This is a genomic window from uncultured Marinobacter sp., from assembly GCF_963974375.1.
Taxonomy (GTDB): domain Bacteria; phylum Pseudomonadota; class Gammaproteobacteria; order Pseudomonadales; family Oleiphilaceae; genus Marinobacter.
Genome location: NZ_CAXBDN010000050.1, coordinates 1 through 19,343, shown reverse-complemented (window position 1 = coordinate 19,343; position 19,343 = coordinate 1). Strand labels below are relative to the sequence as shown.

The 19,343-nt window shown below is 59.0% G+C and carries 17 protein-coding genes; 9 read left to right on the top strand and 8 right to left on the bottom strand.

Translation table 11 applies throughout. The features are described from left to right. Positions 1-95: 95 nt before the first annotated feature. Both AAC035_RS06380 and sohB read right to left on the bottom strand, forming a co-directional pair. Complete coding sequence (locus tag AAC035_RS06380; RefSeq protein WP_339801441.1) at positions 96-1,091, bottom strand: YhdH/YhfP family quinone oxidoreductase; 996 nt, start codon at positions 1,089-1,091, stop codon at positions 96-98. 72 nt (positions 1,092-1,163) lie between these two features. After that, complete coding sequence (gene sohB / locus AAC035_RS06375) at positions 1,164-2,231, bottom strand: protease SohB (RefSeq protein WP_339801438.1); 1,068 nt, start codon at positions 2,229-2,231, stop codon at positions 1,164-1,166. Between the two features lie 238 nt (positions 2,232-2,469). Here sohB and AAC035_RS06370 point away from each other — a divergent pair, with 238 nt between their 5' ends. Next, entirely contained in the window at positions 2,470-2,784 is a 315-nt protein-coding gene (locus tag AAC035_RS06370; RefSeq protein WP_339801435.1) for an SCP2 sterol-binding domain-containing protein, read from the top strand. Between the two features lie 92 nt (positions 2,785-2,876). Here the strand turns inward: AAC035_RS06370 and AAC035_RS06365 are convergent, their stop codons facing one another. From AAC035_RS06365 to AAC035_RS06350, 4 genes are all read right to left on the bottom strand, one after another. Beyond that, positions 2,877-4,586 carry a chemotaxis protein gene (locus tag AAC035_RS06365; RefSeq protein ID WP_339801432.1) on the bottom strand — a complete coding sequence of 570 codons (1,710 nt, stop codon included), beginning with the start codon at positions 4,584-4,586 and terminating at the stop codon, positions 2,877-2,879. A gap of 173 nt (positions 4,587-4,759) precedes the next feature. Continuing rightward, positions 4,760-5,503, bottom strand: coding sequence for a DNA polymerase III subunit epsilon (gene dnaQ, locus AAC035_RS06360; RefSeq protein ID WP_339801429.1), 744 nt, complete (start codon positions 5,501-5,503; stop codon positions 4,760-4,762). A gap of 10 nt (positions 5,504-5,513) precedes the next feature. After that, the gene (rnhA, locus tag AAC035_RS06355; RefSeq protein WP_339801426.1) at positions 5,514-5,963 is read right to left on the bottom strand and encodes a ribonuclease HI; all 450 of its coding nucleotides are present in this window, start codon (positions 5,961-5,963) and stop codon (positions 5,514-5,516) included. Next, positions 5,867-6,769, bottom strand: coding sequence for a class I SAM-dependent methyltransferase (locus tag AAC035_RS06350; protein WP_339801423.1), 903 nt, complete (start codon positions 6,767-6,769; stop codon positions 5,867-5,869). The genes rnhA and AAC035_RS06350 overlap by 97 nt, the downstream gene beginning before the upstream one ends. A 175-nt stretch (positions 6,770-6,944) precedes the next feature. On the opposite strand from AAC035_RS06350, the gene gloB reads away from it, so the two are divergent. From gloB to AAC035_RS06315, 7 genes are all read left to right on the top strand, one after another. Further along, the gene (gene gloB / locus AAC035_RS06345; RefSeq protein WP_339801420.1) at positions 6,945-7,739 is read left to right on the top strand and encodes a hydroxyacylglutathione hydrolase; all 795 of its coding nucleotides are present in this window, start codon (positions 6,945-6,947) and stop codon (positions 7,737-7,739) included. A gap of 157 nt (positions 7,740-7,896) precedes the next feature. After that, positions 7,897-9,615 carry a LysM peptidoglycan-binding domain-containing protein gene (locus AAC035_RS06340; protein ID WP_339801418.1) on the top strand — a complete coding sequence of 573 codons (1,719 nt, stop codon included), beginning with the start codon at positions 7,897-7,899 and terminating at the stop codon, positions 9,613-9,615. A 93-nt stretch (positions 9,616-9,708) separates the two neighbouring features. Continuing rightward, a complete protein-coding gene (locus AAC035_RS06335; protein WP_339801415.1) occupies positions 9,709-11,520 on the top strand; it encodes an extracellular solute-binding protein in 1,812 nt (603 codons plus the stop codon). Between the two features lie 62 nt (positions 11,521-11,582). Further along, positions 11,583-12,662 carry a microcin C ABC transporter permease YejB gene (locus AAC035_RS06330; RefSeq protein ID WP_339801412.1) on the top strand — a complete coding sequence of 360 codons (1,080 nt, stop codon included), beginning with the start codon at positions 11,583-11,585 and terminating at the stop codon, positions 12,660-12,662. A gap of 3 nt (positions 12,663-12,665) precedes the next feature. Further along, complete coding sequence (locus tag AAC035_RS06325; RefSeq protein WP_339801409.1) at positions 12,666-13,688, top strand: ABC transporter permease; 1,023 nt, start codon at positions 12,666-12,668, stop codon at positions 13,686-13,688. A 1-nt stretch (position 13,689) separates the two neighbouring features. Next, entirely contained in the window at positions 13,690-15,285 is a 1,596-nt protein-coding gene (locus tag AAC035_RS06320; protein WP_339801406.1) for an ABC transporter ATP-binding protein, read from the top strand. 110 nt (positions 15,286-15,395) lie between these two features. Continuing rightward, a complete protein-coding gene (locus AAC035_RS06315; protein WP_339801404.1) occupies positions 15,396-16,187 on the top strand; it encodes an enoyl-ACP reductase in 792 nt (263 codons plus the stop codon). 113 nt (positions 16,188-16,300) lie between these two features. Here the strand turns inward: AAC035_RS06315 and AAC035_RS06310 are convergent, their stop codons facing one another. Both AAC035_RS06310 and AAC035_RS06305 read right to left on the bottom strand, forming a co-directional pair. Further along, positions 16,301-16,702 carry a PilZ domain-containing protein gene (locus AAC035_RS06310; RefSeq protein ID WP_339801401.1) on the bottom strand — a complete coding sequence of 134 codons (402 nt, stop codon included), beginning with the start codon at positions 16,700-16,702 and terminating at the stop codon, positions 16,301-16,303. A gap of 40 nt (positions 16,703-16,742) precedes the next feature. Next, positions 16,743-18,533 (bottom strand): DUF1631 family protein, encoded by a 1,791-nt coding sequence (locus AAC035_RS06305; protein WP_339801399.1) that lies wholly within the window; start codon positions 18,531-18,533, stop codon positions 16,743-16,745. 269 nt (positions 18,534-18,802) lie between these two features. Between AAC035_RS06305 and AAC035_RS06300 the strand changes: the two genes are divergently transcribed. Continuing rightward, a partial coding sequence (locus tag AAC035_RS06300) for a 3-deoxy-7-phosphoheptulonate synthase (RefSeq protein WP_339801397.1) occupies positions 18,803-19,343 on the top strand: 541 nt, incomplete at its 3' end.

Sequence of the window (19,343 nt, the reverse complement as noted above, 5' to 3'; positions counted from 1 at the left end):
AGAACGCCATAAAAAAAAGCGCCGGAGCAAAACTCCGGCGCTTTTTTCAGTTCAGGCTGACGCAGCGGCACTGTCGCTGCCGCCACGGTGGCCCATCAGTGGCTGTGATCCAGCACAATCTTGCCGGCCGACTCCCCTTTCAGGAAGGCCCTCAGGGCGGCGTCGAGCTCGCTGCGACCAATTGTGCGGGCAGCTTTCTCGGCTTTCGCACAGGCCCAGTCACCGGACAACTTTTGCCAGACCGACTTCTTGGCTTCCAGCGGAATTTCCACCGAATCCACACCCAGCAGATTGACGCCCCGCAGAATGAACGGCAATACCGTGGTTTCCAGCTGCGGACCGGCAACCAGGCCACAGGCGGCCACTGAGCCACCGGGCATGATCTGCTTGAGCAGCTCTGCCAGCGGCGCGCCGCCTACGGTATCGACCGCGTTGGCGAACACCGGTTTGAGCATCGGTTTCTTGCCAGGCTCCAGGGCGTCCCGACCCACTACTTCCGAGGCACCGAGTGCTTTCAGGGCGTCCGCGTGAGCGGACTTGCCGCTGATGGCGACCACCTCAAAGCCCAGCTTCGCAAGAATTTCTACGGCAACACTGCCCACGGCGCCACTGGCGCCGCTGACGGCCACTTTTCCCTGTGCTGGCGCCGCACCCATCTGCAGCAGCTTTTCGACGCACAGCCCTGCTGTAAGTCCGGCGGTGCCGTAAACCATGGCAGTTGCCGCATCCCAGCCAGCAGGCATCTCCACACACCAGCCTGCAGGCACGCGGATATACTCGCCAAAACCACCGGCGGTATTCATGCCCAGATCGTAACCGGTGACGATCACCTTGCTACCTACCGCAGGGGTGCCGCCGGATTCGACCACTTCACCCGCCGCATCAATGCCGGGGGTATGGGGAAAGTTACGGGTAACGCCCTTGTTACCGGACGCCGACAGCGCATCCTTGTAGTTCAGGGATGAATGACTGACCTTGATCAGCACCTCGCCTTCCGGCAAATCCGCAATACGGCAGGTTTCTTCGGCACCGATGTACTGGCCGTCCTGCTCGGTTACCCGCCATGCCTTGTATTCACTGTTATTTGTCATTGTATTCCTCCTGCTGGGGGTTGCTGGGGTTTGTTATGGAATCTGTTAATTGTCACTGTTCATTTCCAGGAATTACTGAATTTTCTGGTTACGGAATGCACCGATCAGCCGCCAGAACGTCGTTTCGGCAGCGGTGCTGGCCGCAAGTCCAAGTTTCTCGGGCAAGGTCCGTTTACGCTGGAAGCTGACAGCGATGACCTCGCCGCGCTCGCAAGCATCGATCAGGTACTCATCGGACGTCTGGATTTCATCAATCAGCTTGACCTCAAGGGCACGACGCCCGAACCAGATATCCCCGGTAGCAACGGCCTGGATATCGAGCTCAGGCCGCCGCTCGCTGACGTAGTCCTTGAACAACACATGGGTGTCTTCCAGGTCGTCCAGAAACTTCTGCCGTCCTTTCTCGGTGTTCTCGCCAAAAATCGTCAGGGTCCGCTTGTGTTCCCCGGCGGTCAGTACCTCAAAGTCCACGTTGTTAGCCTTGAGCAGCCGGTGAAAGTTGGGAAGCTGTGCCACCACACCAATGGAACCGACAACAGCGAATGGCGACGCAATGATCCGGTCTGCCACACAGGCCATCATGTAACCGCCACTGGCCGCTACCTTATCAACGCAGGCGGTAAGACGGATACCTTTGCTGCGGATGCGGTCCAGCTGGGCCGCCGCCAGTCCGTAGGCATGCACCAGCCCACCGCCACTTTCGAGGCGCACGACCACTTCGTCCCTGGCCGGATCCGCCACGGCCAGCACAGCCGTTATGGACTTGCGCAGGGTTTCGGTATCGCTGGCCTTGATATCACCGTCAAAATCCAGCACGAAGATCCGCGGTCTGGTTTCGATGACCGCACCGGACCTGGCTTTATCCTGGGTCTTGCGGGCTTTCTTTTCGGCTTTCTCGTCTTTCTTCTTTTTCTTCTGCCAGACCTTGCGATGGTCCGGGTCCATCATCCGGGCTTCAATGGCCTCACGAAGTTTCCGGTATTTTTCGTTAAGCCGGCGCACCGACAGCTCTCCGTCTTCATCATCGCCATGCCTGTCCCGGTGCACCGCCGATACGATCACCGCAATCACGATGATGAGGGCAATTACCAGAGTTGCTGTCTTTGCAGCAAACAGTCCGAATTCCATCAAAAATTCCAAATCATTTCTCCCTGCTCCAATCCATCCACCGGGGTGGAATCAACAGTGTCTGATTGTAACCAAAAGTGAGGGGTTTCCTAATCGGGTTGCTGAATTCACCAGACAACAACGCAGCCTACAACCAACCGCAGGCCACCGCGAACAAACTTTTCAAACGATCGTTTCATATTCCTTGACAGAGCCAGGCACTCTCCCTAAAGTCAAAACGTTATTTCCATACCGATCAAAGGGAACAATAATGTCCGTATCGCAGGTATTCGAAAAATTTGAACAGAACTTCAACGCCGACGCTGCAGAAGGCATGGACCTGGTCTTCCAGTTTGATATTGAGGACGACAAGACCTATCACCTGGTGATCAAGGATGGCACCTGCACAATGGTTGAAGGTGCTCACGACGATCCTTCGGTTACCCTGATCATGAACTCCGAAACCCTGATGGGTATCGTATCCGGTGAAACCGATGGCATGCAGGCATTCATGACCGGTCAGCTCCGTGCCGAAGGCGACATGATGCTCGCCACCAAGCTTGGCCAGTTGTTCTCCCTGAACTGAGTCGGCCCCCGCGCTGCCTGGTCAGAAACAAAAACGCCCCGGTATGGGGCGTTTTTTATGGCAGATTGCTGACCCGGGTCAGCAGGGCTGGCTCACAGGCCACCATCATTCAGGGACGACTCCGCCAGTGTGAGCAGATCAGGATTACGGTCGTCCCGGCTGCCAATACTCTCGATGTAGTATTCCAGCGAAGTCAGTGAGTCCGCCAGCGCTTCCAGGACTGACGAACCCGGCGGCTCTTTCGCATCCAGCAGGCGCGCCTGTATGGATCGGGCAATACGTTCCATGACTTCGGCTGCATCCGGATCACCCAGCAATTGCAAGCCACCCCAGATACTGTGCAGGGTGGTCGGCAGATTCGCCAGGTGCAGCTTGTCATAATCGGATTCAATAAAGGCCGTGATGGCCCTTTTGGCCAGAGTCAGTGCACCCCGGGCTTCGTCTCCCACCACAATCATGGCTTCGCGGAGGTAGGGTGATTCATCGTGGTCGCGGGTTCGCGCGATGGCCAGCGCATCGGTCTCACTGGTAATGCCGCGGGTCACCATCTGGCTGACTGCGTTCTCGATGCCAAGCACGGCATCCGCCAGTGAGTACAGCTCGTCCTCTTCCGGAAGCTTGCCCGCCTGTTCCCAGATCGTCAGGCGTCCTGCCTCCGCCCGGGCGACATCTGCCAGCCGGTTCAGATCGAGCATCGAAAGCGTATTGGCCAGCCGCAGCAGGGAGTCCGCAATGATGGAGAGCTCAGCCAGATCCGGCTCAATACCGCGCTCGATAATGTCGAGGCGGTCCTTGAGCTGATTGAGCTCTTCCTGCAAGGCACTCGACAGGGATTTGAGGACGTCCGCACCGGGGCCATACAACCGCTTGCGATGTGCTTCCATCATGGATTCCGGATACTCGGACGGGTTGACCCCCCAGGCTCCGAGAATGCGGGTCACTTCCTGATTGGCTGACCCACTGCGGAACAGCAGGTAAACCAGGTCGCGGATGATGTCGTCCGACACACTTCTTCTGGCCGCCGTGCGGCCCACATACACCATATCACGACTGTATTTCTCGATATTCATCAACAGCCGCTTGCGAGGCCGGGTGAACGCCATGGCGCGATCGGTCATGGTGTCGGCCACCACCATCAGCAGACACCAGAGCTGACGCATGGGTCCGTCGCCACTGAGCCGGGCGAAGCCCCTGGCCGACCGTGACAACAGTTTCTTGCTGACCAGATCGTTTTTCTCACGAATTGCGCCCAGCAAAGCCATCTGGAGCATCAGCCGCATCCGGCGGGCGTAGGCTTCGTAATCCGCATCTTCAAGACGCAGCGAAGCGATGTCGAGATCGCGGCAAAAGTCCGGCCTCTGCCCCACATCCAGTTCGAAGAAAAACGATTCCGGATGCGGCTGTTCGCCTCTGGCCACCCTTAATTCGTTGATCACCGGAAGCAGCAGCTCGGGGTGATCTTCCCGTTGCTGGTGGTAGTACTCGATATAACGGCGGAGGATAAACAGGGCATTATTCAGGGTGGTCAGCAGAATGTTCTTGTCGTCGCTGGCACCCACCGGAACGTCATTGGCCAGGGTCACGGCTTCCTTGCACAGCAAGGTGCCACCACGGAGCTCCACCAGAACAAAGATGCCCCGCAGCTGATTGAGAAAATCGACGCAATTCTGCAGATCTTCACCGCTGTCGCGGTTTTCCTGAAACCGCTCCAGGCTGGCCTCTGCATTGCGGACCGTTTGCTCAATTTCGCTTTTGACCAGCTCAAACGAATGTGACTTCGTCGCTAATGACGACTGAACCATAAACTGACGCTTCCTGTCTCAGCTCTTTTTGCCGGCGTAGGTACTGCGAATCAGGTACAACACGGTGGTGACCTGACCAACCTGCGGAAGGTCAGAATGTGTTGAACAGTCTTTTACTTATAACACAAAAGTTAATTGGCTCAAGAAACTACCGGTGGAACTTTCCAGATTTCCTAAACAGTTCTCACAACGGATGCGTCCTGAACCACGTCAGGTTCATTTGCCGTCCGCCACACGGCTTCGCCACCCGCCTTCGCCACCACATCCAGAAACGCTTCGTGGGCTTCGGCCTCTTCATCCGTTGGCCGGATAACCCGCAGACGGGGCCGGTCCGGACTCAGCCGGCGCAGAGTCTGCACGCCTTCGTCGCCCTCACTGCCGGCATCAAGAGACAGCGCCGTCTGGCCACCCGTGAGCAACAGATACACATCGGCCAGTATTTCAGCATCCAGCAAAGCACCGTGAAGATCGCGGCTGCTGTTATCGACTCCGTAACGCTTGCACAGGGCGTCCAGATTGTTCTTCTGCCCCGGGTGCTTGCGACGGGCAATGGCCAGGGAATCCACCACCGGGCAATGGTCGGCGACCTTGCGTACAGGCTTGAGACGGCGGAATTCCGCATCCATGAAGCCGACGTCAAAAGCCGCGTTGTGGATCACCAGTTCGGTGCCCTTGATGAACTCGAAAAACTCGTCGGCTATATCCGCAAACACCGGTTTATCAGCGAGAAACTCGTTGGTAATGCCGTGAATCCCGATAGCCTCTTCTTCGACGACCCGCTGAGGATTGATATAGACATGATAATGCCGGCCGGTGAGCTGACGCTCTTCCAGTTCGACACAACCAATCTCGATGATGCGGTGGCCATCGTTGGGATCAATACCGGTGGTTTCGGTATCCAGTACAATCTGTCTCATCAGCCCTGCCCTATCGTTTGCGTGCTTTCAGCTTTTCAATACCCTGGTTGGCCAGTTGATCCGCCAGTTCGTTGTCCGGCACACCGGCGTGCCCCTTGACCCAGTGCCAGCGAACCTCATGACGCCCGACCTCAAGATCCAGCGCTTTCCATAAATCATCGTTTTTAACCGGTTTGCGGGCGGATGTTTTCCAGCCATTGCGTTTCCAGCCGGCGAGCCATTCGGTGATACCCTTGCGGACATACTGGGAATCGGTATACAGATCCACCGAACAGGATCGCTTCAGGGATCTGAGGCCCTCGATGGCGGCCATTAACTCCATACGGTTGTTGGTGGTATCCGCCTCACCGCCGCAAAGGGTTTTCAGGGCTTCGCCGTATCGAAGGACGACACCCCAGCCCCCGGGCCCGGGATTACCTTTGCAGGCCCCGTCGGTGTATAGCGTGACACTTTCTGACATGAACGTTTGCTCCGGCTGTTGGCGCCTGTGTCAGCCCCACCCCGGGCCTGACGTGAGGCGCCGAGTGTACCTGCTGCCGGCAACGGAATCACCTTTGCCGGCATCCAGGCCCGGCGCCGGGAGACAGGCGCACAGATACGCTTGGTCGCCAGAATGCAATAGTAGGCCCCCACCGGCAACATCGCCTGCGAACCCGCAGTCTCCATCATCTCCAGACGCTTCATGGTCCGGGTATTCTGCAGCGGCAGCCGGAAAAAGTAGCTGCCGCTGCGCTCAACGTTGCAATCCAGCAGATTGAGCCAGTCTTCCATGCGCGAACGGAGCATGAACCGCCCGCCCCAAGGGCCATGGCGATGCCGGCTCAGCAACTTCCTCAGACCCCAGCTGCTGAGCGGATTGAACCCCATCAACAACAGCTGGCCGCCACCTCTGAGCACCCGCGCGGCTTCCCGCAGCACCTGATGGGGCCAGGCGGAAAAGTCAGCGCTGTGATGGAGAATGACCAGATCAATGGAGCCACCGGGAAACGGCAGCTCATCAGGGTCGCAGACCACAACCCCGGCTGGCAGGTCCGGCTGCCAGTAGGGCGTGGCAATGATTCGCTGGGCAAAGTCACTGCCGGGCGCAAGCACCAGTTCAGGACTGATACCAAGGTGCAGCTGGCGCGCCCCGCCCAGGCCGGCCACATGAGTGTCGACGCAGGCCATCTGGTCCTGCAACAGAGCCTGGCCCAGGGGTGACCGGAACCAGTGGCCGAAGCTACGATGACAGGCGCTGTAATCCGGACGATATCTGGTCGGTTTCATGACAATTCCCTCGGCCTGGCGCGGCCCGAACTTGGGTCGTGCATTCAACTCCTTTATGATAGCAGGGTATCCGGCGGACCGGATGCGCCTCCGGCAACGTCACAGGAAGTCGGCGCAAGCCCTGATGTCATGGTAAAAGGATGTTCACAATAACCGATCTGAAGAGTGAGGCTCCATGCTGACCATCACCCCGATTCCCGCGTTTTCCGATAACTATATCTGGTGCCTTGCGGACACCGAAAGTGGCAAGGCGCTGATCGTGGATCCGGGGCAGGCTGAGCCGGTACTGGATTATCTCAACGCGAACAACCTTACCCTCGATACCATCCTGATCACCCACCACCACCCCGATCATACCGGTGGTGTGGCCAAGCTGCAGGCGTCCTGCGGACCCCACCGGATAGCCGGGCCAGCAGCATCACCCTTCACCAATATCACCGAAGCCCTGAGCTCCGGAGACGAACTGGACTGGCAGGGTGTGGTGTTCAAGGTTCTCGCCGTGCCGGGCCACACGCTTGATCACATCGCTTACTACTCGTCGACCCGGATAGAGGGTCAGGGTGTGCTGTTCTGCGGCGATACCCTGTTCGCCTGTGGCTGCGGGCGCCTGTTTGAAGGCACGCCGGTTCAGATGCTGGAATCCATGTCAGCAATCCGCGAGCTGCCGGACAACACCGCCGTTTACTGCGCCCACGAATACACCCTGGCCAATCTCCGGTTCGCCCGCCACTGGCTGCCCGCAGACAAGCCACTGGCCACCTTTGAGGCCGAATGCCAGGCACAACGTGATCAGGGCAGGCCTACGGTACCCGTCACACTTGGCGATGAAAAAAGAAGAAACCCGTTTTTGCGCTGGGACGACCCGGCGGTGATGGACGTTGCCAGCCAGTACGGTGAAGCCCACGGCCTGAACACCCGCTCTGCGGCTGGTGTTTTTGCGGCAGTACGTCACGGCAAGGACCACTTCTGAAGCCTATAATTTCAATGCTTGCGAATACTTAACCCCGGCCGGATTGACCGTGGGAAAGGCCTTCCATAAAATCCGGCCCGATATTCAGCAACGTACACTTTGCCAGCGAACCCCGGGTCAAGGCCGACCCGGCACCGCAACTTGGACACATCGTATTATGCTCAGAACCAGGTCAGCACTTTTCCTCTCCTTTATTTTTATTGGCGGATGCACCTCGGTTCAGTCGCTGTTCAGCACGACTGACGATACTGTTCTGAATTCCCATGAAACCACAGTAGCCGCCGGCGACGAACGCCTGAAACGGTCCGTGGAGTCGAGCGATGCCGACGCCACGACCGCACTCGACGAAGCCATTGAGCCCTCACTGAAACAAACCGCCGAGCGCGCCCGAACTCGCCTGGACTCCGGCCGCAATGCAGAAGAGCTGGTGGAGGAAGTGGAAGTTGCCGAGCGGGACCTCTGGCAACGGCTGCGGGCCGGCTTCGCCATGGATCACGAAGCAGACCGGGAGCGGGTGCAGCGACATCTGGCCTGGTTCAAGCGCCACCCGGCCTACATTGACCGGGTAGTCGAGCGCGGTCACCGCTACCTGTATCACATTGTAAACGAAACTGAATCCAGGGGACTGCCGACCGAGCTGGCATTATTGCCGATTGTGGAAAGTGCCTTCGACCCGTTTGCCTATTCTCACGGCCGTGCCGCCGGGCTCTGGCAGTTCGTACCAGCTACCGGGCGCCATTTCGGGCTTGACCAGAGCTGGTGGCATGACGATCGCCGTGATGTGCTTGCAGCTACCGACGCGGCACTCACCTATCTCGACCAGCTGGCCACCCGGTTTGATCGTGACTTCACACTTGCCCTTGCCGCCTACAACAGTGGCGGCGGTACGGTTTCCAGTGCAATACGACGCAATACCAACAGTGGCAAGCCAACGGACTACTGGGCGCTGAGCCTGCCGCGGGAAACCCGGAATTACGTGCCCAAACTGCTGGCCCTGGCTATTATTCTTGATAACCCCGAAGATTTCGGCATCGAACTGCCGCCCCTGAAAGATGAGCCCTACTTCGACGTGATGGACACCGGTGGTCAGATTGACCTCGCCCAGGCTGCAGAACTCGCTGGCGTCGATATTGATGAAATCTACCTTCTGAACCCCTCTTTCAACCGCTGGGCGACCCGCCCGGATGGCCCGCACCGGCTTCTGGTTCCCATTGACAGCGCGGCCCGGTTCCGCGAGGGCATTGCCGCCATGGACCCGAAAAGCCGGGTAGCCTGGCAGGACTATTCAGTCAAATCCGGTGATAACCTGGGCAGCATTGCCCGTCGCTTTGGTACCACCCCGGCGGTTATCAGGCAGGTCAACAATCTCCGTAGCGACACCATCAGAATCAATCAGCAACTGCTGATTCCCTCGGCCCGGGCCGGCGCCGGCGACTATGCCCTGAGCGAAGCCCAGCGTCTGGAACGCACCCAGGCACGGGCGGGTCGCAATAACGGTGGCAACCGGGTTGATCATGTCGTGAAACGTGGGGATACCTTCTGGGATATTGCCCGTGAACACGGCGTCAGCGTCCGCCAGGTTGCGGCCTGGAACAATATGGCTCCCGGCGACGCACTGATCCCCGGGCGCAAGCTGGTGGTCTGGTCCAGGCGCGCCAATGCCCAGAGCAGTTCCGTCGCCTCAGCCAATGCCCGTTCCGGCATGGTAAGGCGTGTCGGTTACAGGGTCCGCAGCGGAGACTCCCTCCACGCTATCGCCAACCGGTTCTCTGTCAACGTCAGCGACATTGCCAGCTGGAACGACCTCAACACCTCCCGCTATCTGCAGCCCGGACAAAGTCTGGTACTCTACGTGGACGTGCGGAACAGTCCCTGAGTTTTCCGGTCCAACGAACCGTTAATCCTGTCTGTGCGGGCTGTCCGGGAACGGACAGCCGTATCGAGCCAACAAGAACGGGAAGAAAGGTGAATGTCGACGAAAAGGAATCTGCGCTATACCGCGCTGGCGCTGGTGTCGGGCCTGATTACGGGTCTGGCTCCACTGGTTCACGCGGAACCCGCTCCGGTACATGGCATTGCGATGCACGGCGAACCAGCCTATGGACCGGACTTTCCTCACTTTGATTACGTCAACCCGGACGCTCCGAAAGGCGGCCGCCTGCGCCTGAACGTGGTCGCCAATGGCTACGATTCCTTCAATCCCTTTGTGGTCCGGGGCGTGGCCGCCGCCGGTGTTAACAGCTACGTCTACGATACTCTGCTGGAATCCTCCGCAGACGAGGCCTTCAGTGCCTACGGCCTGATTGCCGAGTCTCTGGAAACCCCCGAAAGTCGCCGCTACGTGGTCTTCAACCTTCGTCCGGAGGCCCGCTTTCAGGATGGAGAGCCTATCACCGCCGACGATGTTGCGTTCAGCTTCAAGATCCTGACCACCGACGGCCATCCCTTTTACCGCAGTTACTACGGTGACGTCAGCGAGGTAACGGTGGAAAACGAGCACCGGATCCGCTTCGATTTCAGCGATACCGATAACCGCGAACTGCCCTTGATCCTGGGCCAGATGCCGGTGCTGCCAGAGCACTACTGGAAAGATCGCGCGTTCAGCGGCAGCGGCCTCGAGGTTCCGGTGGGCAGCGGCCCTTACCGCATAAGCGAATTTGACGCCGGACGCTCGGTCACCTTTCAGCGGGTAGAAGACTACTGGGCTGCAGATCTGCCCCTGCGCAAGGGTCGCTTCAACTTCGATCAGATCCGCTACGATTACTATTCAGACGACACCGTTGCTCTTGAGGCATTCCGCGCCGGAAACTACGACTTCCGTCAGGAGTTTTCCGCCAAGAACTGGGCAACCTCCTACAGCGGTGACCGCTTTGACAAGGGCGAGATCATCGCCGAGTCGCTGGCACACAGCCGCCCTGCCGGTATGCAGGCGTTTGTTTTCAACACCCGACGGGGCAAATTTCAGGACCCTCTGGTTCGTGAGGCGATCAGCTACGCCTTCGATTTCGATTGGGCCAATCGTAATCTGTTCCACGACCAATATACCCGTACCAACAGTTTTTTTGAGAACAGCGAACTGGCTTCCTCGGGACTGCCCGAGGGAGAGGAAAAGCGTATTCTTGAGGGCTACCGGGACCAGCTGCCGGACTCGGTCTTCACCCGGCAATACCGTCCGCCCTCCACCGACGGCGACAATACCCTGCGAGACAACCTGCGAACGGCCATGGATCTGCTGACAAAGGCGGGCTACCAGGTCCGCGACGGCCGGATGGTGCACAGGGAAAGCGGAGAGGCGCTGTCCTTCGAGTTCCTGCTGCGCCAGAAAAATTTCGAACGCATCGTACTGCCCTACAAGGCCAATCTTGAACGCCTGGGCATCGAGGTCGCGGTGCGCCTGGTGGACACCAACCAGTACATTCAGCGGGTCCGCAGTTTCGACTTCGACATCATCACCCACGTCTTCGGTCAGTCCAACTCACCCGGTAACGAGCAACGTGACTACTGGCATTCGTCCATGGCGGAGGTCAGCGGCTCCCGTAACCTTATCGGAATCCGGAATCCGGTGGTGGATGCCCTGGTCGAGATGGTCATCCAGGCGCCCGACCGCGAGGCACTGGTACACCGTACCCGCGCCCTGGACCGGGTTCTGCTTCATGGTCACTACGTGGTTCCCCAGTGGCATGTTGCGGTGGACCGGATTGCCTACTGGTCATTCCTTGAACGTCCGGAAACAACACCGGATAACGGCTTCGACCTGAACAACTGGTGGTATGGGCGCTGACTATCCGATGAAGCGCCTTGTCATGCTTCTCCCTTCCTGCTGTCGCCGGAGCACATACTGACATGGGTGGATACATCCTGCGTCGTCTGGCGCTGATCATTCCTACTTTGATCGGCATCATGCTACTCAATTTCATCATCGTTCAGGCGGCTCCCGGTGGCCCGGTCGAGCAAATGATCGCCCAGATGGAGGGCCATGGCAGCGAGGCATTGTCGCGGGCCACCGGCGGTGGCGGCAGTGAGGTCAGCTCCGGCCGTACCGACTCCCGGGCCTCGCAGGGCCTGCCGGAAGAATTGCTGCGGGAGATCGAAGTGATGTACGGCTTTGACAAGCCGGCTCACGAACGTTTTTTCAAGATGCTGAAGGATTACGCCACCCTGGATTTCGGCGATTCCTTCTATCGTGACCGCAGCGTCATCGAACTGATCATTGATAAAATGCCGGTATCCATTTCTCTGGGTCTCTGGTCAACCCTGATCATCTACCTGATTTCTATTCCACTGGGTATTCGCAAGGCGGTTCACGACGGCTCCCGCTTCGATGTCTGGAGCAGTTCCCTGATTGTTGTGGGCTACGCCATCCCCGGCTTCCTGTTTGCGATTCTGTTGATCGTGCTGTTTGCCGGTGGCACCTATTTCGACTGGTTTCCCCTCAGTGGCCTGACCTCGCCGAATTTTGACCAGCTTGACTGGTACCAGAAAATTGGCGATTACTTCTGGCACCTCGCGCTTCCGGTAACGGCTAACGTGATCGGTGGATTTGCAACGCTGACCCTGCTGACCAAGAACTCCTTTCTGGACGAAATCGGCAAGCACTATGTGGTGACAGCCCGGGCGAAAGGCCTCGAGGAACGCCAGGTGCTTTACGGACACGTTTTCCGTAACGCCATGCTGATTGTCATCGCCAGCCTCCCGGGTGTGCTGGTTTCGCTGTTTTTCACCGGATCGCTACTGATTGAGGTGATCTTCTCCCTCGACGGTCTCGGCCTGCTGGGTTTTGAGGCGGCGCTGAGCCGGGACTACCCGGTCATCTTCGGCACCCTGTTCATTTTCACCCTGATGGGGCTGATCCTGAAGCTGATCAGCGATCTCACCTATGTGTTGGTGGACCCCCGGATCGATTTCGAGAGCCGGGAGGGATAACGCTTGAGAACGCTGACGCCCATTCAACGACGACGGCTGGCCAACTTCCGCAAGAACCGCCGCGGATTCTGGTCTTTATGGCTCTTTCTGGCACTGTTCGGGCTATCACTGGTGGCGGAGCTGATTGCCAATGACCGGCCACTGATAGTGTCCTACCATGGCGAGCTCTACTTCCCGGTGGTGCAGAGTCTGCCGGAAGAAACCTTTGGCGGCTTTCTTCCCTCGGAAACCGATTATCGGGACAACTTTATCCGGGAAGAAATCGAAGGTAATGGCTGGATGCTGTGGGCGCCCATCCGCTTCAGCTATCAGACCATCAATTACGACCTGGACGTACCTTCGCCCGCTCCGCCCTCCCGGGAAAACTGGCTGGGGACCGATGACCAGGGCCGGGACGTAGCCGCCCGGGTTATCTACGGCTTCCGGATTTCGGTGCTGTTCGGCCTGATACTGACCCTGTTGAGCTGCGTCGTCGGTGTCGCCGTAGGTGCCATGCAGGGCTTCTATGGGGGCAAGGTGGACCTGGTCGGCCAGCGTTTTATCGAAGTCTGGTCCGGCCTGCCGGTGCTCTATCTGCTGATCATCCTCTCCGGTATCGTGCAGCCCAATTTCTGGTGGCTACTGGGCATCATGTTGCTGTTCAGCTGGATGGGCCTGGTGGATGTGGTCAGGGCCGAGTTCCTGCGAGCCCGAAACTTCGAATACGTACGGGCGGCCCGGGCGCTGGGCCTGAGTAACCGCAAGATCATGTTCCGGCATATTCTGCCTAATGCCATGGTGGCGACACTGACATTTTTGCCCTTTATTCTCACTGGCGCGATTACCGGGCTGACGTCCCTCGATTTTCTCGGCTTTGGTCTGCCGGCAGGATCGCCGTCTCTCGGTGAACTGATTGCCCAGGGCAAGGACAACCTGCACGCACCCTGGCTGGGCATATCCGCCTTCGTCAGTCTGGCCATCATGCTGACCCTGCTGGTGTTCGTGGGCGAAGCGGTCCGTGATGCCTTTGATCCGAGGAAGAGCTGATATGACCGCATTGCTCCAGGTCACCGACCTCAGCCTGCGCTTTGATGGCGGCCCCGAAGTGGTCAGCAAGCTGTCGTTCTCCCTCGCCCGGGGTGAAACCGTGGCGCTGGTAGGTGAAAGCGGTTCCGGTAAATCTGTGTCGGCGTTGTCGGTGTTGCGACTGCTGGATGCCCGCAAGGTGGATTACCCGTCCGGCAGCATTCACTACCGGGGCGAAAACCTGCTGCAGGTGGATGACAAGCGTCTGCGCCAGATCCGTGGCCGCTCCATCAGCATGATCTTTCAGGAACCCATGACGTCCCTGAACCCGCTGCATTCGGTCGAGAAGCAGATTTCGGAAATTCTCTCGGTGCATAAGGGCATGCGCGGCCCTGAAGCCCGCGAGCGTTGCCTTGAGCTGCTGCGGCTGGTGGGCATCGCGGAACCGGAAACCCGGCTCAACAGTTACCCTCATCAACTCTCCGGTGGTCAGAAACAGCGCGTCATGATTGCCATGGCATTGGCCAATGAGCCGGATATCCTGATTGCCGATGAGCCCACCACCGCACTGGATGTGACCGTCCAGAAGCAGGTGCTGGAGCTGCTGAAGGACCTGCAGAAGCGGTTCGGCATGTCCATTTTGCTGATCACCCATGACCTGTCTATCGTCCGCCATTACGCCGACCGGGTGGTGGTCATGGAACGCGGCTGCAAGGTGGAGGAATCTCAGACACAAACCCTGTTCGAGTCGCCTCAACACCCCTATACCCGTAAACTGCTGGACTCAGAGCCACCCTCAGCGCCCGTGCCAGCACCCGCCAACGCCGAGGTATTGCTGAATGTGCGCAATCTCGGTATCCGGTTTGCCCAGGGAAAAAGCCTGTTCGGGCGCACTCACAGCTGGTTCAATGCGGTTCAGGATGCGAGTTTTTCGCTGAAACGGGGCGAAACCCTGGGTATTGTCGGTGAAAGTGGCAGTGGCAAGACCACCATCGGTCATGCACTGCTGAAACTGCTGCCCTCCGAGGGCGACATCCGGTTTCTGGACCAGGAACTCAGTCACCTCAGCCAGCGGGATTTCCGGCCCTGGCGGAAGCGCATCCAGATTGTGTTCCAGGACCCGTTTGGCAGCCTCAGCCCACGCATGTCAGTGGCGGAAATTATTCGTGAGGGTCTGGACATCCATCAGCCTGACCGGCCGGAAGTCCAGGAACAGCGGGTGATCAAGGCGCTCACAGAAGTCGGTCTTGATCCTGAGGCCAGAAACCGGTATCCCCACGAGTTCTCGGGCGGACAACGCCAGCGAATCGCCATTGCGCGGGCTCTGGTATTGCAGCCGGATATCATTGTACTGGATGAGCCCACCTCGGCACTGGACCGGACTGTGCAGAAACAGGTAATTGAATTGCTGAGAGATTTGCAGGAGCGCTATGGCCTGAGCTATCTTTTCATCAGCCACGATCTGGCCGTTGTCCGGGCCCTCAGCCATCAGTTGCTGGTGCTGCGGGCCGGCAGGATTGTAGAGTACGGACCCGCCGAACGCATTTTTGCCAGACCCGAAACCGACTACACCCGGGAATTGCTCAGCGCGGCCTTCTTTTACCAGCAGACGCCCTGAACAGGCTCTGCCACTAATACAATGTCTTCCTCCTGCGACCATTGGCGCGTCAGGAGGAAACCTCTTCAACGGGGATAATGCCCCGAACTTTGACTCAAGGGAGATCACTCATGGGATTACTGACCGGTAAACGGGCATTGATCGTTGGCGTCGCCAGCAAACTTTCTATCGCGGCGGGCATTGCCGAGGCGTTTCATCAGCAGGGCGCGGAACTGGCGTTCACCTACCAGAACGAAAAACTGCGCTCGCGGGTAGAAGGATTTGCTGAAGGCTGGGGCAGCAACCTCACCTTCCCCTGTGACGTTGCCAGCGATGACGAAATTGATAACGCGTTTGCAGAACTCAAGAAACACTGGGATCACGTCGATATCATCATTCACTCGGTCGGCTTTGCACCTGCCCACGAGCTCAATGGTAACTACGTTGACGTAACCACCCGTGAAGGCTTCGGCATCGCCCATGACATCAGTTCCTACAGTTTCGTGGCACTGGCAAAAGGCGCGAAAAAACAGGGCATGCTGAAGGAAAGCAGTAACCTGCTGACGCTGTCCTACCTGGGATCGGAAAAGGTGTTGCCGAACTACAACGTAATGGGCCTTGCCAAGGCCTCCCTGGAAGCCAATGTCCGCTATATGGCGGTTGCTCTGGGTGGCGACGGGGTTCGGGTGAACGCGATCTCTGCCGGTCCCATCAAGACCCTGGCGGCATCAGGCATCAAGAGCTTCCGTCGAATGCTCAACGAGAACTCTGGTCGTGCGCCCCTCAAGCGTAACGTGACCCAGGAAGAAGTGGGCAACGCTGCCGCCTTCCTTTGCTCTGATATGGCCAGCGGTGTTACCGGCGAAGTCATGTACGTCGATTGCGGGTTCAATATCACCGGCATGGGCACACTGGAAGACTGATCCGGTAGCGGCCCCAGGCCTCACCCCGGTAATTGCTGCAACACCCGCCTGGCGCGGGTGTTGTCGTGTATGGGCCAATGAGGTCTCGCTGTGCCTTGCGCTCCGGGCTATGATCAGTTCTCTTCCATGGCCCGGGCGACGGCCTCCATCCACTCAAGGTAAGCGGTTTCATCGGACTCCACCAGCCGCAGACCCGCCTGCAGGCCGTCCCCCGGAACCTCACGGCACCACACCACCTCCGCCATCAGCTCAAAGGTTGAATGATGGCTGTCCAGTGCAATGGTGACCGGCAACAATGCACCTCTGGTCAGGGTTTCCGCCACACCCACCCGGAGACCGGCGGAGGATACATCATAGCTGCTGGCTTCGATGCGGCGAGTGCTGTCGCCATGTTCCGGCACAGCAGACTCCAGCTCAATCCATACCCGGACCCGCCCCGTGAGGCGATATTCCTCCCGCTGATCGTTACCGTGGGTGGTATCGGTTGTTCCGAAGCTGTAATCGTCCGCTGTCATGATTCTCTCCCGAAATCGGCCGCCGTGCCTGCTCTGGTTGTCATCGCCCCACCCGGATCCGGCCGACGACGCGACTCAGGGTCTCATCAAACTCCGCAGTGCCACCCAGCATCCGCGCCCGGCCGGTGACGATCTCTGTGACCAGCTCGGAAACCTGCAATTCAGTGCGGTTCAGCCCCAGCCGGTCCACAAACACCAGCTTGCGGCTGGCATTGATTCGCACGGCCAGCTTGAGCCTGAACTCTGCCGCCTCATCGGTGCCGGACTGACGAGTCAGAGCGATCCAGCCGCCCAGTTTAAGACCGTCAACCTGCTCCATGGCCTTCAGCTCCCGCCGCCGCAGGTCTTCGGCCAGCAGCACCGCCGCCGCTTTTTCCTGACGCTGCTTTTCTTCGGCCAGACGACTGGCTTCCAGCTCTGCCGCCAGCCGGCGCTGCTCCTCGGCCTCCAGGCGCGCTGCCTCCTGGTCCTGCCGTAATTTTTCGGCCCGGTCACGGGCTGCCTGGGCCGCCTGCTGGCGCTTGAGCCGTTGCGATTCCACCACTTTCAGCAACGCCTTCAGGGTGTCTTCGGCAACGGAGCCAAAGCCCGTCAGTGCCGGCAGCGGGCGGATATCCCCGCGCTTCAGTGAGGCGTCAAACTGTTCCCAGGGCATAACACCCATGCGGACCCCGTAGCCATTGGTCCAGAGCACTTCTCCGCTTTCTTCAAGCAACGCCAGTAAAAACCGCCGTTGCTCATCGTGCCCTTCGCCCTCAACAAACCATTGCCCCTGTACCGACGCCAGGATCTCCGGCTGAACATCGGCCGGCGTCAACCAGCGAAGATCATAATCCAGACGGTCCCGGCCCCGGTCCGCACGCTGGGTCTCCGGACTGCCACCCCGCAGCTTGTCGACAACCACCGCTTCCAGACCTGCTGTCAGTTCGTGTCCGGGGGCCTCGCTGTAGACCCGCTGCCAGACATCGGCAATACGATCCACCAGCTGCTCCCCGACCTGATACAGCCGCTCACGGTTCTGATCGGATAGCTCCGGATCACCGGTCCAGACAATCCATTCCAGCAGGCGCATGGCATGGCGCCAGTTTTCGCCCAGGGTGCCCTCCCGCCAGGCAATCTGCCGCAGCAGGGGTTGCCAGTGATCAAGCAGGAAACGGGAGACCGCCCTGGGCAGGGACCGGCCTTCGAGAGATCGGCCAACCGCCGCTCGCGCAGTATGTTCCGCTCGCCGTTGGCGGGCGGCACCCTGCTCGGTTTCGGCGAGGCGCTGATGCAGACGCTCGCTGTGCTGTTGCCGGCGGGCGGCATCTTCGTGCCAGCGCAGACTGAATGCAGCCAGGGGGCCCAGATCTCCGTGATCAAAGCAGGCCGCCACCTGGAGCTTCAGTTCATCCATCTGGTCCAGCAACGCGCGGGACGAGCGGCCACCGGAATCGCTCCAGCCTCGCCAGTCAGCAAAACTGTCGAGCCATTGGATGAGCTGAGGATCGAAACCGGAATTGCTGCGCCCGCCCAGTCGCCAGGCCAGCAGAAAGCGCAGCCGCGCCAGCCGCTGCAACAGGGTCGGGTGAAGGCCTGAGGACCGCAGGAAGACGTCCATGATGCGATCAGCCAGATACGCGGCATTAACCTGCTGTACTGACCAGGTAGTGTCGATGCCTCTCACCACATCGGAAACCCGGCGGTCATCCTGGGCAGCCCAGCAGGCGGCCAGTAATGGCTGCCAGTCTGTCACCTGATCCGCTGACGGCTTGCCGACCGGATAGGGCAGCTCAGGGACCCGCAGTTCACTGAGTATGGCGTTGACAGTTTCGACCGGCGGTAACGGCATTGGCGTCCTGGGATTGGAGATGAAAAAACAGGGCCTGGAAACAAGTCGACTCCGCTGTCGGGCTTCGGGATCGAGGGCGCTGCATCACGGAGACATTGCAGCATGCTGACGGCCGCCCGTCCAGCGTTTAAGGCCCCGAACCGGCACCCCCTTCATTGCATTGAAGGGCCAAATGCCGCAGTATATCGGTCCATCAAAATAACCACCGGGCCCGTATTCCGCCAGGTTCAGGCAACCCGGTATGAGTGATTATCAGGAAACGCAACTGTATGTCCGGCAAGCAACTTGAGAACCTTAATGTGGCCAGTCAGGAGGCCTTGATAACCCCGGAAGCCCTGAAACGGGAAATGCCACTGAGCGACCAGGCGGCAGCCACGGTTACCAAGGGCCGCCAGACCATTTATGACATCATGGACGGCAAGGACCACCGCCTGTTCGTGGTGGTTGGCCCCTGCTCCATTCACGATGTGGAAGCGGCGCACGAATACTCCCGCAAGCTGAAGGCGCTGGCCGATGAGCTCAGCGATACCCTCTACATCGTGATGCGGGTCTATTTCGAAAAGCCACGCACCACCGTAGGCTGGAAAGGCCTGATCAACGACCCGCACCTGAACGATTCCTTTGATATCGAACAGGGCCTGCACATTGGTCGCCGGTTGTTGCTTGATATCGCCGAACTGGGACTGCCCACGGCCACTGAAGCACTGGATCCGATCTCACCCCAGTATCTGCAGGACAGTATTTCCTGGTCCGCCATCGGCGCCCGTACCACCGAGTCCCAGACTCACCGGGAAATGAGCAGCGGCCTGT

Coding starts and splice junctions, on each gene's coding strand:
- rnhA (WP_339801426.1), bottom strand. CDS start 5,963: ATGTCAGAAAGTGTCACGCTATACACCGACGGGGCCTGCAAAGGTAAT.
- gloB (WP_339801420.1), top strand. CDS start 6,945: ATGCTGACCATCACCCCGATTCCCGCGTTTTCCGATAACTATATCTGG.
- AAC035_RS06340 (WP_339801418.1), top strand. CDS start 7,897: ATGCTCAGAACCAGGTCAGCACTTTTCCTCTCCTTTATTTTTATTGGC.
- dnaQ (WP_339801429.1), bottom strand. CDS start 5,503: ATGAGACAGATTGTACTGGATACCGAAACCACCGGTATTGATCCCAAC.
- AAC035_RS06330 (WP_339801412.1), top strand. CDS start 11,583: ATGGGTGGATACATCCTGCGTCGTCTGGCGCTGATCATTCCTACTTTG.
- AAC035_RS06305 (WP_339801399.1), bottom strand. CDS start 18,533: ATGCCGTTACCGCCGGTCGAAACTGTCAACGCCATACTCAGTGAACTG.
- AAC035_RS06315 (WP_339801404.1), top strand. CDS start 15,396: ATGGGATTACTGACCGGTAAACGGGCATTGATCGTTGGCGTCGCCAGC.
- AAC035_RS06380 (WP_339801441.1), bottom strand. CDS start 1,091: ATGACAAATAACAGTGAATACAAGGCATGGCGGGTAACCGAGCAGGAC.
- AAC035_RS06365 (WP_339801432.1), bottom strand. CDS start 4,586: ATGGTTCAGTCGTCATTAGCGACGAAGTCACATTCGTTTGAGCTGGTC.
- AAC035_RS06320 (WP_339801406.1), top strand. CDS start 13,690: ATGACCGCATTGCTCCAGGTCACCGACCTCAGCCTGCGCTTTGATGGC.
- AAC035_RS06370 (WP_339801435.1), top strand. CDS start 2,470: ATGTCCGTATCGCAGGTATTCGAAAAATTTGAACAGAACTTCAACGCC.
- AAC035_RS06335 (WP_339801415.1), top strand. CDS start 9,709: ATGTCGACGAAAAGGAATCTGCGCTATACCGCGCTGGCGCTGGTGTCG.
- AAC035_RS06310 (WP_339801401.1), bottom strand. CDS start 16,702: ATGACAGCGGACGATTACAGCTTCGGAACAACCGATACCACCCACGGT.
- AAC035_RS06350 (WP_339801423.1), bottom strand. CDS start 6,769: ATGAAACCGACCAGATATCGTCCGGATTACAGCGCCTGTCATCGTAGC.